This is a genomic window from Streptomyces sp. NPDC028305 (genome assembly GCF_055569495.1).
The window spans coordinates 461755-474912 of record NZ_JBVHTN010000008.1 but is presented as its reverse complement, the minus strand read 5'-3'; the positions used below and the strand labels follow the sequence as shown (position 1 = coordinate 474912).

The window sequence follows — 13158 nt, the reverse complement described above, 5'->3', positions numbered from 1 at the left end:
GTCTTCGTAATTTGACGCCTGGCGTACTACGAGGGTTATCGTACAAGGGTCCCGTGGAAGACATGAGAGGGAGCCTGCCGTGAGCGCGCTGTTCGAGCCTTACACCCTGCGGTCGCTGACCATTCCCAACCGGATCTGGATGTCGCCCATGTGCCAGTACTCCGCCGAGGTCGACGGCCCGGACGCGGGTGTGGCCGGCGACTGGCACTTCTCGCACTACACCTCGCGGGCCGTCGGCGGCACCGGTCTGGTCCTGGTCGAGGCCACCGCCGTCAGCCCCGAGGGCCGGATCAGCCCCGCCGACCTGGGCCTGTGGAACGACACCCAGACCGACGCCTTCCGCCGGATCACCGCCTTCCTCAAGGCCCACGGCACCACGCCGGGCATTCAGCTGGCCCACGCCGGACGCAAGGCCTCGACCGACCGGCCGTGGCTGGGCGGCGGGCCCGTGGCCGAGGACGGGGGCGGCTGGCAGCCCCTCGGACCCAGCCCGGTGCCGTTCGACGAAGGTCACCCGGTGCCCGAGGAGCTGACGGCCGACCAGATCCGCGAGGTCGTGAACCAGTTCGCCGAGGCGGCGCGGCGCGCGCTGGCCGCCGGGTTCGAGGTCGCCGAGGTCCATGGCGCGCACGGCTATCTGATCGGCGAGTTCCTCTCGCCGTACAGCAACCACCGCACCGACGAGTACGGCGGGTCCTTCGAGAACCGGACGCGCTTCGCGCTCGAGGTCGTGGACGCCGTACGCGCGGTGTGGCCGGACGAACTCCCGCTGTTCTTCCGGATCTCGGCGACCGACTGGCTGACCGAGGACGACTCCGACGAACGCCAGGGCTGGACCGCCGACGACACCGTCCGGTTCGCGCGCGAGCTCAAGGCACACGGCGTGGATCTGCTGGACGTCTCCACCGGCGGCAACGCGGCGCGGGTGCGGATCCCGACCGGCCCGGGCTACCAGGTGCCGTTCGCCGCGCGGGTCAAGGCGGAGACCGGGCTGCCGGTCGCCGCGGTCGGCCTGATCACCGAGCCGGAGCAGGCCGAGAAGATCGTCGCCAATGACGAGGCGGACGCCGTGCTGCTCGGCCGGGAGCTGCTGCGCGACCCGTACTGGGCGCGGCGCGCGGCGCGCGAGCTGGGTGCGGCCGTCACGGCCCCCTCGCAGTACGGCCGGGCCGTCTGACCTGCGGCTGCGTGGACCGAGCAGGCCGTTGTCAGTGGCGGGGTGCAGACTCTGTGATGTCGGACACATCGCAAGGAGTGATGCCCCATGGACGACGTCCTGCTCGCCATCGGCACCCGTAAGGGGCTGTTCCTCGGGCGCCGCGGCGGTGGGGGCTGGGAGCTGACCGGTCCGCACTTCCCGATGCAGGCGGTGTACTCCGTCGGCATCGACACCCGCCGCGCCGTGCCCCGGCTGCTGGTCGGGGCGGACAGCTCCCACTGGGGCCCGTCGGTCTTCCGCTCCGACGACCTCGGGCGCAGCTGGCATGAGCCGCCCGCGCCCGCGGTCCGCTTCCCCGAGGGCACCGACACCTCGCTGGAGCGGGTGTGGCAGCTGCATCCGGCCGGGCCCGCCGCGCCCGAGGTGGTGTACGCGGGCACCCAGCCGGGCGCCCTCTTCCGGTCCGACGACGGCGGCGAGACCTTCGAGTTCGTACGGAGCCTGTGGGACCACCCGCAGCGGCCGGAGTGGGGCGCGGGCTTCGGCGGCCAGGCGGTCCACACGGTCGTCACCGACCCCCGCGACGCCGACGCGGTGCTGGCGGCCGTGTCCTCGGGCGGGGTGTACCGGTCGGCGGACGGCGGGGCGAGCTGGGCGCCGTCCAACACCGGGCTGAAGGCGGAGTTCCTGCCCGACCACCACCCGGAGTTCGGCCAGTGCGTGCACAAGATCGCGCCGGACGCGGTGGACCCCGACCGGCTGTATCTCCAGAACCACGGCGGGGTGTACCGCAGCGACGACGCCGGGGCGACCTGGACGGAGATCGGCAAGGGGCTCCCCGCCGACTTCGGATTCGCGGTCGCCGCCCACCCCAGGCGCGGCGGCGTCGCCTATGTGTTCCCGGTCAACGACGGCTCGGACCGCTATCCGCCCGACTACCGCTGCCGGATCTACCGCACCGAGGACGCGGGGGCGTCGTGGTCCGAGCTGTCCGCCGGGCTGCCGGAGGAGCACCACTACGGGGTGGTCCTGCGGGACGCGCTGCGCACGGACGACGCCGACCCGGCGGGCGTCTACTTCGGCAATCGCAACGGCGAGGTGTACGCGAGCGCGGACGACGGCGACAGCTGGCGGCTGGTCGCCGAGCATCTGCCGGACGTCCTGTGCGTGCGGGCCGCGGTGGTGGGGTGAGGTGCGTACCCGGGTGAGGTGCGTACCCGGGTGAGGGGCGGGCTCCGGTGAGCTGGCGCACGGCCACGCACCGAGCCACTAGAGTGACGCGACGTGGCACGACCCTTGAACGAAATCGTAGAAGCAGGCTGGGCCAAGGCACTTGAACCGGTCGAAGGACGCATCGCCGCGATGGGCGACTTCCTGCGGGCCGAGATAGCGGCGGGGCGCACCTACCTCCCGGCCGGGAAGAATGTGCTGCGCGCCTTCCAACAGCCCTTCGACGAGGTGCGAGTCCTGATCGTGGGTCAGGATCCCTATCCGACGCCCGGCCACGCGGTGGGGCTGAGCTTCTCGGTGGCCCCCGAGGTGCGGCCGCTGCCCGGCAGCCTGGAGAACATCTACCGAGAGCTGCACACCGACCTCGGTCTGCCCCGCCCCTCCAACGGCGATCTGACCCCGTGGTCCGAGCAGGGCGTGCTGCTGCTCAACAAGGCGCTGACCACCGCGCCGCGCAGGCCCGCCGCCCACCGCGGAAAGGGCTGGGAGGAAGTCACCGAGCAGGCCATCCGGGCGCTGGCCGCGCGCGGCCGCCCCCTGGTGTCCATCCTGTGGGGCCGCGACGCCCGGAACGTACGGCCGCTGCTCGGGAGCCTGCCGGCCGTCGAGTCCGCCCACCCTTCCCCCATGTCGGCCGACCGCGGCTTCTTCGGCTCACGTCCGTTCAGCCGCGCCAATGACCTCCTCGTACAGCAAGGGGCCCAGCCGGTGGACTGGCGCCTTCCCTGACCGCTTCCTTCCTGGTGAGCGGCAGGTAGTCTGCCCGCCATGACGACACACCCGAACACCCCTGCGGGCTGGTACGCCGACCCGCAGGGCACGCCGAACCAGCTGCGCTGGTGGGACGGCGCACAGTGGACCGAGCACACCCACCCGGGCCAGCCGGGGCAGGTACCGCAGCAGCCGGCCCAGCCGGTCGCGGACCCGGCGAAGATCCAGCATCAGGTGCAGCAGCAGGCGGGTGTCGCCCCGGTCTACGCGGGCGGCGGCACGCTCTTCAGCGAGCCGGTGCTGGTGGTGAACCAGAAGGCCAAGCTGATCGAGCTCACCAACGAGTACAGCGTCTTCGACCAGCACGGGCGGACCATAGGGTCGGTGGTCCAGGTCGGCCAGAGCACGCTCAAGAAGGTGGCTCGGTTCATGACGAGCCTCGACCAGTTCATGACCCACAAGCTGGAGATCCGCGACGCCCACGGGCAGCCGCATCTGGTGCTCACCCGCCCGGCGAAGTTCATCAAGTCCAAGGTGCTGGTGACACGCCCGGACGGCCAGCCGGTCGGCGAGATCGTGCAGCAGAACGCCATCGGCAAGATCAACTTCGCGATTCAGGTCAATGGCCAGCAGATCGGCGCCATCAAGGCGGAGAACTGGCGCGCCTGGAACTTCGCCATCGTCGACCACACCGACGTCGAGGTCGCCCGGATCACCAAGACCTGGGAAGGTCTGGCGAAGACGATGTTCACCACCGCGGACAACTACGTCCTCCAGATCCACCGCCAGCTGCCCGATCCGCTGCTGAGCCTCGTCGTGGCCACCGCACTCACCGTGGACACGGCGCTCAAGCAGGATGCGCGCGGGTTCGGCTGAGCCGGTGGGCGACCGCACAAAGCGGGAAACACAGCGGGAATTCGTCCTCGGGATCGACTCGGGCGGCTCCGGCGTCCGGGTCGCGCTGTCCCATGGCGACGGTCCGGGGAACGGCCCGACCTGGTCCTCGCCCACGCCCGCCGTGGTCGGCGACCGGGGCATCGACGCGGAGAGCCTGCTGGCCCGGGTGGAGCCCGCCGCCCACGCGCTGCTGCGCGAGGCGGGAGCGGACCGTGTGGCGGCGGTGTGCGTCGGCGCCGCGGGCATGGCCACGCTCGGCGACGATCTGCGCGCCAAGCTGCCCGACGCGCTGGCGCGTTCGTTCGGCGCCCGGCGACTGGCCCTGGCGGCCGACGGGGTGACCGCCTACGCCGGGGCCCTCGGCCAGCGGTCCGGCGCCGTGGTCGCGGCCGGCACCGGCCTGATCGCCCTGGGCGCCCTGGTCGCCCTGCCGGGCGACACCAGTGACGACACCGCGGACGGCGCGGCGGACGACTTGGCAGGCGACGCGGCGGGCGATGCACGCGCGGGCGGCGGCTGGCGGCGCGCCGACGGCTGGGGCCATCTCCTCGGCGACTGCGGCGGCGGCGCCTGGATCGGCCGGGCCGGCCTGGAGGCGGCGATGCGCGCGTACGACGGGCGCGACGGCGGCTCCCGTCCGCTCCTGGCCCGTCTGGAGGCGGTGTTCGGCCCGGCCTGCGAGCTGCCGGGCAAGCTGTACCCGCGCCCGGACCGGCCCGCCGTACTGGCCTCGTTCGCGCCCGAGGTCGGGCGGTGCGCGGCGGAGCGGGACCCGGTCGCGGACGCGATCCTGCGGGACGCCGCACGGCACATCGCCGAGGCCGCGGCAGCGGTCTGCCCCGATACCGAGGGATGCGCGGTGGGGCTCACCGGCGGCCTGTTCCGGATGGGCGACCCGCTGCTCGTGCCCCTGCGCGCCCAGTTGGCGGCGCGGCTGCCGCACGCCCGCGTGACCGAGGCGGCGGGAGACCCGCTGACCGGCGCGGTGCGGATCGCCGCGGCGCTCGCCGGTGACTCGCTGCGCCTTCCGATGGACGCCGCGCTGCTGCGTGTCGTGGACGTCGGCCCGGCAGCGGCCAAGCCCTGATGCTCTGATTCCCTGATGCTCTGACGCCCTGAGCCCGCCGATACACGACCCGGCACGGCACCGCAGGGCTTTGTACGCCGTCGCGCAGTTCGCCTCGGCAAATGGGGACAGATACCCCCGCCTCGCACCCTCCCGAACAGTCGATCACAACAAGCGACTAACATGCGGCGCCATGAGCTCCCCCACTGGGCCCGCGTCCGGCCTGCCTGTACGAATGCCGCGTCCCCGCCAGCCCGGACGGCACCGCCGACCGGAGCCCGTGGCCGCCCCCGTCGGCGCACCTCCGCTGGTACTCGCCGTCCCGGGCTCGCCCGACGGCGCCACCCGGAGCCTGGCCGAGGAGATCGTGAGCATCGCCCGTTCCGAGCTGCCCGGCCTGGACGCCCGGATCGGTTACGTGGACGGCGACGGGGACACGGCGGACTTCCCGGCCCTGGAGTCCGTGCTCACCCGCGCCGCCCAGGAGCGCGGCGAGCGCGCGCGCCTGGCCGCCGCGGCTGCCCGGGCCGAGGCGGAGGCGGTCCGGGCCGAGGCCGAGGCGCTCGGCGAGGAGGCCCCGGTGGTGGCCGCCGAGCCCGCCGCCGCGGACGAGGCGGCGTCCGCCGTCGTGGTGCCGCTGCTCGCCGGGCCGGACAACGCGCTGCTGCGCCGGATACGCCAGGCCGTCAAGCACAGCGGCTCCGCCGCCGAACTCACCGACGTCCTCGGCCCGCACCCGCTCCTCGCCGAGGCCCTGCACGTGCGCCTCTCGGAGGCGGGCCTGGCCCGCGCCGACCGCGCCCGCCTGTTCACCGTCGCGACCGCCGCGGACGGGATCATCCTGGCGACGGTCGGCGGCGCCGAGGCGACCCAGGCCGGTGGCATCACCGGCATGCTGCTCTCCGCGCGCCTGGCCGTGCCGGTGATGGCCGCCGCGCTGGACGAGGACGGGGCCGTCATGCGCGTCGCCGAGCAGCTCCGCTCGGCGGGCTCCGCCCGGCTCGCCCTCGCCCCCTACCTGATCGGCCCGGAGGTCGCGGCCGACCTCCCCGCGGCCGCCGCCGAGGAGGCGGAGTGCGCGGCCGCGGAGGCGCTCGGCGCGTACCCGGCCGTCGGCAAGCTGGTGCTGTCGAAGTACGCGACGGTGCTGGGCATCAAGCTCCAGCCCGCCCCGGCGATGCGCTGACACCGCGCCGGGCCGCGTCACGGACGCCGTGCGGGCCGCCGAGCCCGCCCGCGGCGGCCGGGTCGGGCACCGCCGAGTGCCCGACCTGGCCGCGGGCACCCCGGCCGCGCGCTCAGGCGAAGATCACGCACGAGGCCGCGGGGGCGGCGAGCGAGCCCCCCGGGGTCGGCACGCCGGTGGTCGGATCGATGTCGAACCAGGTCACCTCGCCGGAGCGCTGGTTCGCGGCGTAGAGGTGGCGGCCCGAGGGGGCCAGGGTCAGATCGCGGGGCCAGCGCCCACCACAGGGCGTGGTGGCGACCAGCGTCATGGTGTCGCCGGAGGCGCCGAGGGCGAGGGTCGCGACGCTGTCGTGGCCGCGGTTGGCGACCCAGACGAAGCGGCCGTCCGCCGAGACGACGACCTCGGAGGGGAAGTTGGGGACGTCCGTGCCGTCCGGCACGACGCGTACCTCGCCGAGCGCGTCGAGGGTGCCGGACGCCGCGTCCCACCGGCACACCGTGACCGTCGAGTCCAGCTCGTTGACGACGTAAGCGCGGTGGCCGCGGGGGTGGAAGGCGAGGTGGCGCGGGCCGCTGCCGGGGCGCAGCCGGGCCTCGCGGTGCGCGCGCGGGGGCGCGTCCACGGTACGCACCGCGGCCCGCCGTACGCCCTGCCCGCCCCGTGCGTCCGGCTCGCCCGGTGCGTCCGGCTCGCCCAGCGCGTACACCCACACCGAGTCCGTGCCCAGGTCGACCGCGAGCACCCAGCGGCCGGACGGGTCAGGGACGACGGCGTGCGCGTGCGGGCCCTCCTGGCGGTCGGTGACCGGCCCGCCGCCCTCGTGGCGCAGCACCGCCGACGGTTCGGCGAGCGCGCCGCCGTCCCGGACCGGGAGCGCGGTGACGCTCCCGGAGCCGTAGTTGGCGGTGAGGAGACACCCGGCGGCGAGCGCGAGATGCGTCGGGACGGCGCCGCGCACCGGTACGGGCGGGCCGAGCGGAGCGGGCGGCCGGGCGGGGTCGGCGACGCTCAGGGCGGCGGCCGCGCCGTCGTCGGTCTCGCTCACCGCGTAGAGGACCTGGCCGCCGGGGGCGAGCGCGAGGTAGGAGGGGTTGGGCACGGCGTCCGTCGTGTGCAGAACGCTCAGCGCGCCCGTCTCCGCGTCCACGGACGCGACCGCGATCCCGGCGCCGCCCTCCGAGGTGAACGATCCGATGTACGCCCGCTGTCCCCTGCCCGTGGTGCTCACCGCACTGCCCTTCCGCCGACATCACCGTGGAGGGCCGACGCTAACGCAGCCGCGGGGCCCGGCGCGCGAGGTGGGCGCGCGAGCGGGCCACGGCCTTCCCCGGGATGCGCGAGTTCGTGGAACTGCCGCACGCCGCCGGGCACCCCCTCGCCGTCGCGTCCGGCTCCTCCCGCGCCGCGATCGAGGCCGCGCTGGAGGCCACCGGGCTGGGCGCCCGGCTGACCGTCCGCGTCTCGTCGGAGGACGTCGGTCGCAGCAAGCCGGAGCCGGATGTGTTCCTTGAGGCCGCGCGCCTGCTGGGCGCCGCCCCCGCCGACTGTGTGGTGGTGGAGGACTCGGCGCCGGGGGTCGAGGCGGCGCGCCGGGCGGGGATGCGGTGCATCGCCGTGCCGTATGTGCCGGACGGGCAGGGCGACGGCGCCGGGCAGGGCGGCGACGCGGCGTTCGCCTCGGCCGGGCTGCTCTTCCCGGGCGGCCATCGGGAGTTCGACGCCCGGGCCGCCTACGACTGGACCACCGCGAACGGCAACTGACGCCCCGACGTCCATCGATTCATCCCCCAGTGACATGATGCGCTCGCCCAATAATCACGAGGAGATGGAGGGCATATGAGAAGATTAGGGGGAACCGCGGTGCGGCGCTGGGGAGCGGCCGTCATCGCATCCACGGCGGCGTTGACGATCGCGCTGCCCGTGTCGACGGCCGAGGCCGCCGGCGGCCCGTCGGGTATCAGCGCCAAGGGCGCGTATCTGATGGACAACGGCACCAACACGCGGCTGTGGTCCAAGGGGGCCGACGCCAAGCGCCCGATGGCGAGCACCACCAAGCTCATGACCGCGATGGTGGTGCTCGACACCAGGGGGTTGAACCTCGGCAAGAAGGTCACCGTCAAGCAGTCGTACATCGACTACGTCGCCCGCGTCGGCGGCAGCAAGGCGGACCTGAAGAAGGGGGACAAGCTCACCGTCAAGCAGCTGCTGTACGGTCTGCTGCTGCCCTCCGGCTGCGACGCGGCCATGGCGCTCGCCGACACGTTCGGCACCGGTGACACCACGGCCAAGCGCACCAAGTCGTTCATCTCCCAGATGAACAAGAAGGCGTCCGCGCTGGGGATGACCAAGACCCACTACGACACCTTCGACGGCATCTCGTTCGGGGAGCAGAACTACACCACCCCGCGCGACATGGCCAAGCTCGCCCGGCACGCGCTCGGCAACTCCACCCTCACCACGGTCGTCAAGTCCGTCGACACCGTTCAGAAGGCGCCGGCGGCCAACGGCAGGACGAGGACGTACTCCTGGAACAACACCAACCGGCTGCTGGGTTCGTACAGCGGCGCGATCGGCATCAAGACGGGCACCGGCACGGCGCCCGGCAGGTGTCTCGTCTTCGCCGCCAAGCGAAACGGACGCACGGTGGTGGGCGTGATACTCAACGCCCCGAAGCGGTACCCGGACGCCAAGAAGATGCTGGACTGGGCGTTCGACACCAACACCAAGGTGTCATGGCGCCAGTTGCCCCAGGGCACGCCGCAGGACTGATCCTCTCCGTCCCGTAGCGCCCGGCAGCACGCGACGCCCCGCCCGGACCGGTTCCGACCGGTTCCGGGCGGGGCGTCGTGCCGTTCGCCCGGAGCGGGGACCGGTCCCGGCGCCGCCTGTCTACGGTGGCCGGCATGCGGATCACGCGGATCACCCGGAAACTCGTCGTCGGCTTTCTCGCCATCTCGATCCTGGCGCTCCTGATCACGCTGACCGGGCCCTGGGCGGGGGCGCGCGGCGCCGAGGCCGGCGCGGCGCCGCGCTGCACCCGCCACGCCGCCGGCCCCGGCGACGCGGCGCGCTCGGCTCGCCCGGGCGACGTGGTCTGCTTCGACGGCGATCTGACCCGGCGCCGGCTGGTCATCACCAAGGGCGGGACACCGCGGCAGCCGATCGTCTACTCCGGCCGCGGCGACACCGTGAACGGGATCACGGTCGAGGCCGACAACGTGGTCGTCCAGGGGTTCCGGGCGGTCCGCCCCCGGGCGCCGGGGATCGAGCTGACCGGCCGTCGGATCACCCTGCGGGACAACACCGTGATCCGCCCGAAGGGCGGGGACGGCGACGGCATCCGCTTCTTCGGCGACGACCTCACCATCGCGCACAACACGGTGCGCGACACGGACAACAGCGGCGGCAGGCACGCCGACTGCATGCAGACGTTCGCCAGCGACACCCCGCCCAGCCACCGGGTGCGCATCGAGGGCAACCGCTGCGAGCAGGTGGACAACATGTGCCTCATGGCAGAGGGGCCGAACGACGGCGAGGGCGACGGGCGGGGCGCCTCCGGGGACTTCGTCATCAAGGACAACTTCTGTGAGACGCTGCGCGCTTCACAGGCCCTGATGTTCGAGGACGTCCAGAACGCGACCATCACCGGGAACACCTTCGCCGCGCCGACCCACCACGCCATCGGGCTCGCCGTCCACTCCACGGGTGCCCGGGTCCGCGGCAACACGCTCCACGCCGGGATCCGCTACGAGGTCGGCATCGACGCCTCGTCGCGGCGGGGCTACGAGGGCCCGGAGCCCGGCGGGGAGCCGTAACAGCCCTGTTGGGGAGGGCAGGGGCGGGGGACGTGGTCCGCAGGGGTGGGCCGCGTCCCCCGCCTCCGTCATGCGCTCCCCCGCCACCCCGAGCGCTCCGCGGGCGCTCCTGCGACCGCCCGGCGTACGCCGCCGCGGGCCGCCTCGCCTCCACACATGCGGGGGTTTGGTAAGTGCGCCCGAAACGCTGTGTGCTCGCCTCCTCACGCAGTAAGTTCGGTGCGCGCGCCAGGTCATGGCGCGACGTGAGCCGGTGTGAGGGGAGTGTCCGAAGTGCGCCCGGGTGGGAAGGTCGGCAAGTACCGGCTCACGAAGGGGCCCGTCAACGGAGGCAGAGGCGCGGTCTGGTTCGCCGTCGACACGGAGCTGGGTCGGCCGGTCGTACTGAAACGGGCCCTGGCCGAAGACAACAGCCGGGCCGCCTTCGACGAACTCCTGGCCGAGGCCCGTGCGCTGGCGAAGTTCAGCCATCCGAACGTGGTCACCCTCTACGGAGCCGAACGCTCCGGCCGGGGCCGGAAGACCACCTTCTGGCTGGTGATGGAGCATGTGACCGGCGGCAGCCTGGACGGCTCGGCCCGGCTGCCCGCGAAGCTCGCCGCCCATGTCGGCGCCCAGGTCGCGAACGCCCTGGACGCACTGCACGCCAAGGGCATCGTGCACTGCGACGTCAAACCGCACAACGTGGTGATCTCCGAGGACGGGGTCGCCAAGCTGGCCGACTTCGGCGCCGCGTACCGCATCGACGGCAGCAGGACGGTCACGCCGAGCGGCCCGATCAGCCTCACCCCCGCCTATGCCGCCCCCGAGGCCTTCCGGGGGGCGCCGGAGCGGGCGTCGGATGTGTTCTCGCTCGGGGCCACGGTGTACGCGCTGGTCACCGGGGAGACGCCACCGCGCGGCCCCGGGCGCGCGATCCGGACCGAGGCGCTGGCCGAGGAGGTGGGGCCGCTGCGCGAGGTGCTCACCGCGATGCTTCAGCGCGACCCGGGGCGGCGGCCCGGCGCGGCGGCGGCGCTGCGGGCGCTGCGGGAGATCGCGGGGCCGGTGGACCAGCTTCCGCGGGTGCCGCTCGAGGAGGTGACCAAGCCTTACCCGCCTCCCGAAGAGTCCCCTGAGGCGCATGGGCCCACCGGGCCCGATGAGACCGGCGTGGCCCGGCTGCCGTCCCTGCTGCGCCGCCGCTCCCTGCTCGCCGGGGGCGCGGCCGCCACGGTGGTGGCGGCCGCCGCGGTGGCCATGGTGCTGTGGCCGAACGACGGGGACGGTGGCGGCCGCTCGGCCCACGCCGAGGAATCGCCGACCGCCACACCGACCGCCAGGGCGACCGGCGACGACTTCGGCATCGGGGACCCCCGTACGGTGGATCCGTGCGCGCTGCTGAGCACCAGCCCGCTCGAGCGATTCGGGGACAACGCCCAACTGGACCCGCGGTACGGCAATTACGACCGCTGCGACATCGTGCTGAGCTCGGACGAGAGCGAGATCGTCGATGTGACGGTGGACCTCGACACCGAGGATCCGCCGAGCGCCGCGACGGCCAGGATGTCGGGGAGGGTCGGCGTCATCACGGAGCCCGCCGAGAGCGAGGAGTGCGGTCGCACGCTGGTGCTGTCGGGTGTGCGCGACATCGTCATCAGGGTCGAGGCGAAGCTGACCGACGACGCCAAGGCGCCGCTGTGCGAGATCGCCGACGCCGCCGTCGAGCACGCGGTCACCGTGCTCAACCGGGGCGAGGTCCCGCGCCGCTCGCCGAAGCTCCCGGCCGACTCGCTGGCCCGTCAGGACGCCTGCGGGCTGCTCGACGCCCGGGCGCTGGAGGTCGTCCCGGGCATCGACGCCCGCGACCTGGACGTCGGTTTCGGCCGCTGGACCTGCGGCTGGCACAGCACCACCAACCGCATGGCGGTGCGGCTGGTGTTCGACCAGGGCTTCCTCTCGCCCCCGGACAACGCCCGGTTCACCGAGCTCGCCGGACGCGACGCCGTCGTGATGCCGGAGTACGAGGGCGACTCCACCTGCACCGTCGATGTGTTCTACCACCCCCACCAGGGCCAGGACGACGGGCCGACCGAGCGGCTGCGCCTGGTGGTCAGCGGGGCACGGGCCCAGGGCCGGCCCTGCGAGACGGCGACCGATCTCGCCCGGTCGGCCGCCGCCGCTCTTCCGGCCGTCTGACCCACGTCCGAGCGGGAGGGGTCCCGCCGCCGGTGGGGCACAGTGGGTCCCGGACGGCACGACCCGAGGAGGCCAGCGATGGACAGCCACCGCCCCGAGACCCTGGCGCGCGGCGCCGAACCCGCCCGGCCCGGCACGCTCCACGCGCGCTCGATCATCGGCGGCATCAGCGTTCCGCCGACGCCCGGCCGCGTCGTCCGGTTCGGGCGCGCCGGCCGGCCCGAGGTGGATCTGCCCGTCACCGAGGGCGATCTGCGGGTGAGCCGCCGGCACGGCGAGCTGACGTACCGCGAGGGCCGGTGGTGGCTGCGGAACACCGGGCAGCAGCTGGTCCGGCTGCCGCGCGGCCGGATGATGCACTCCAGCATGGACCCGATCCCCCTGGACACCGGCTACACACCGCTGTTCGTCAGGGGCTCGGGCTACCGCGAGCACCTGGTCGAGCTGTTTGTGACGGACCACGGCGAGCGGGGCCTCGGGGCGCGGCGGGAGGACGACACCCTGGCGCCCAAGCGGTGGCCGCTGGACGACGACGAGCGGCTGCTGCTGGTCGTGCTCGGCCGCCACTACCTGCTCTACGAGGAGTGCCCGCGCCCCCTGTCGTACCGGCAGGCGGCCATGGAGCTGACCTATCTGTGCGGCGAGGGCGTCTGGGGCGAGCGCCGGATCGAGCGCAAGGTGGGGGCGGTACGCCGCCGGATCGAGCGCGGCGGGGACTTCCCGTACCCGGTACTGCGCGAGGACGACGGCGCGGGGCCGAGCGATCACAATCTGCTGCACAACCTGCTGCGCGGGCTCGTCGAGTCGACGACCCTGGTGCCGCCGGACCTCGAACTGCTGGACGGCGATCTCGACGACTGACCTCGTCGATCCTTAAACCCCGGCGTTCCCACGATCATCCGATCTGATGAGT

General features: G+C 73.6%; 11 protein-coding genes and 1 pseudogene. 11 read left to right on the top strand and 1 reads right to left on the bottom strand.

Features of this window, described 5'->3' with window-relative positions:
• Positions 1 to 79 precede the first annotated feature (79 nt).
• The 6 genes from ACZ4WQ_RS35400 (at position 80) to ACZ4WQ_RS35375 (ending at position 6249) form a co-directional block, all read left to right on the top strand.
• Positions 80 to 1177, top strand: coding sequence for an NADH:flavin oxidoreductase/NADH oxidase (locus ACZ4WQ_RS35400; RefSeq protein ID WP_398376372.1), 1098 nt, complete (start codon positions 80 to 82; stop codon positions 1175 to 1177).
• 87 nt (positions 1178 to 1264) lie between these two features.
• The gene (locus ACZ4WQ_RS35395; RefSeq protein ID WP_398376370.1) at positions 1265 to 2350 is read left to right on the top strand and encodes an exo-alpha-sialidase; all 1086 of its coding nucleotides are present in this window, start codon (positions 1265 to 1267) and stop codon (positions 2348 to 2350) included.
• 93 nt (positions 2351 to 2443) lie between these two features.
• Positions 2444 to 3118: a uracil-DNA glycosylase gene (locus ACZ4WQ_RS35390; protein WP_311726838.1), complete on the top strand. Its 675-nt coding sequence runs from the start codon at positions 2444 to 2446 to the stop codon at positions 3116 to 3118.
• Between the two features lie 39 nt (positions 3119 to 3157).
• Positions 3158 to 3976 (top strand): LURP-one-related family protein, encoded by an 819-nt coding sequence (locus tag ACZ4WQ_RS35385; protein ID WP_311726839.1) that lies wholly within the window; start codon positions 3158 to 3160, stop codon positions 3974 to 3976.
• Positions 3957 to 5084 carry an N-acetylglucosamine kinase gene (locus ACZ4WQ_RS35380; protein ID WP_398376367.1) on the top strand — a complete coding sequence of 376 codons (1128 nt, stop codon included), beginning with the start codon at positions 3957 to 3959 and terminating at the stop codon, positions 5082 to 5084. Before ACZ4WQ_RS35385 ends, ACZ4WQ_RS35380 begins: the two co-directional genes overlap by 20 nt.
• Positions 5085 to 5256: 172 nt before the next feature.
• Positions 5257 to 6249 carry a sirohydrochlorin chelatase family protein gene (locus ACZ4WQ_RS35375; protein WP_311726841.1) on the top strand — a complete coding sequence of 331 codons (993 nt, stop codon included), beginning with the start codon at positions 5257 to 5259 and terminating at the stop codon, positions 6247 to 6249.
• Between the two features lie 112 nt (positions 6250 to 6361).
• Here ACZ4WQ_RS35375 and ACZ4WQ_RS35370 read toward each other — a convergent pair whose 3' ends face one another.
• Positions 6362 to 7480: a lactonase family protein gene (locus tag ACZ4WQ_RS35370; protein WP_398376365.1), complete on the bottom strand. Its 1119-nt coding sequence runs from the start codon at positions 7478 to 7480 to the stop codon at positions 6362 to 6364.
• A 68-nt stretch (positions 7481 to 7548) separates the two neighbouring features.
• Between ACZ4WQ_RS35370 and ACZ4WQ_RS35365 the strand changes: the two are divergent.
• The 5 genes and pseudogenes from ACZ4WQ_RS35365 to ACZ4WQ_RS35345 form a co-directional block, all read left to right on the top strand.
• Positions 7549 to 8013: pseudogene (locus tag ACZ4WQ_RS35365) on the top strand (HAD family hydrolase); the annotation flags it as partial.
• Between the two features lie 75 nt (positions 8014 to 8088).
• On the top strand, positions 8089 to 9021 hold the full coding sequence (locus tag ACZ4WQ_RS35360) for a D-alanyl-D-alanine carboxypeptidase family protein (RefSeq protein WP_398376363.1): 933 nt from the start codon (positions 8089 to 8091) through the stop codon (positions 9019 to 9021).
• 134 nt (positions 9022 to 9155) lie between these two features.
• A complete protein-coding gene (locus ACZ4WQ_RS35355; RefSeq protein WP_398376361.1) occupies positions 9156 to 10067 on the top strand; it encodes a right-handed parallel beta-helix repeat-containing protein in 912 nt (303 codons plus the stop codon).
• 273 nt (positions 10068 to 10340) lie between these two features.
• Positions 10341 to 12245, top strand: a complete 1905-nt coding sequence (locus ACZ4WQ_RS35350; protein WP_468022706.1) for a serine/threonine-protein kinase — start codon at positions 10341 to 10343, stop codon at positions 12243 to 12245.
• A gap of 78 nt (positions 12246 to 12323) precedes the next feature.
• The gene (locus ACZ4WQ_RS35345; RefSeq protein WP_311726846.1) at positions 12324 to 13106 is read left to right on the top strand and encodes an FHA domain-containing protein; all 783 of its coding nucleotides are present in this window, start codon (positions 12324 to 12326) and stop codon (positions 13104 to 13106) included.
• Positions 13107 to 13158: the final 52 nt, after the last annotated feature.

Excerpts from the sequence above, each read along its gene's own strand:
- ACZ4WQ_RS35395 (WP_398376370.1), top strand. The coding sequence starts at position 1,265 with ATGGACGACGTCCTGCTCGCCATCGGCACCCGTAAGGGGCTGTTCCTC.
- ACZ4WQ_RS35385 (WP_311726839.1), top strand. The coding sequence starts at position 3,158 with ATGACGACACACCCGAACACCCCTGCGGGCTGGTACGCCGACCCGCAG.
- ACZ4WQ_RS35380 (WP_398376367.1), top strand. The coding sequence starts at position 3,957 with ATGCGCGCGGGTTCGGCTGAGCCGGTGGGCGACCGCACAAAGCGGGAA.
- ACZ4WQ_RS35375 (WP_311726841.1), top strand. The coding sequence starts at position 5,257 with ATGAGCTCCCCCACTGGGCCCGCGTCCGGCCTGCCTGTACGAATGCCG.
- ACZ4WQ_RS35360 (WP_398376363.1), top strand. The coding sequence starts at position 8,089 with ATGAGAAGATTAGGGGGAACCGCGGTGCGGCGCTGGGGAGCGGCCGTC.
- ACZ4WQ_RS35355 (WP_398376361.1), top strand. The coding sequence starts at position 9,156 with ATGCGGATCACGCGGATCACCCGGAAACTCGTCGTCGGCTTTCTCGCC.
- ACZ4WQ_RS35345 (WP_311726846.1), top strand. The coding sequence starts at position 12,324 with ATGGACAGCCACCGCCCCGAGACCCTGGCGCGCGGCGCCGAACCCGCC.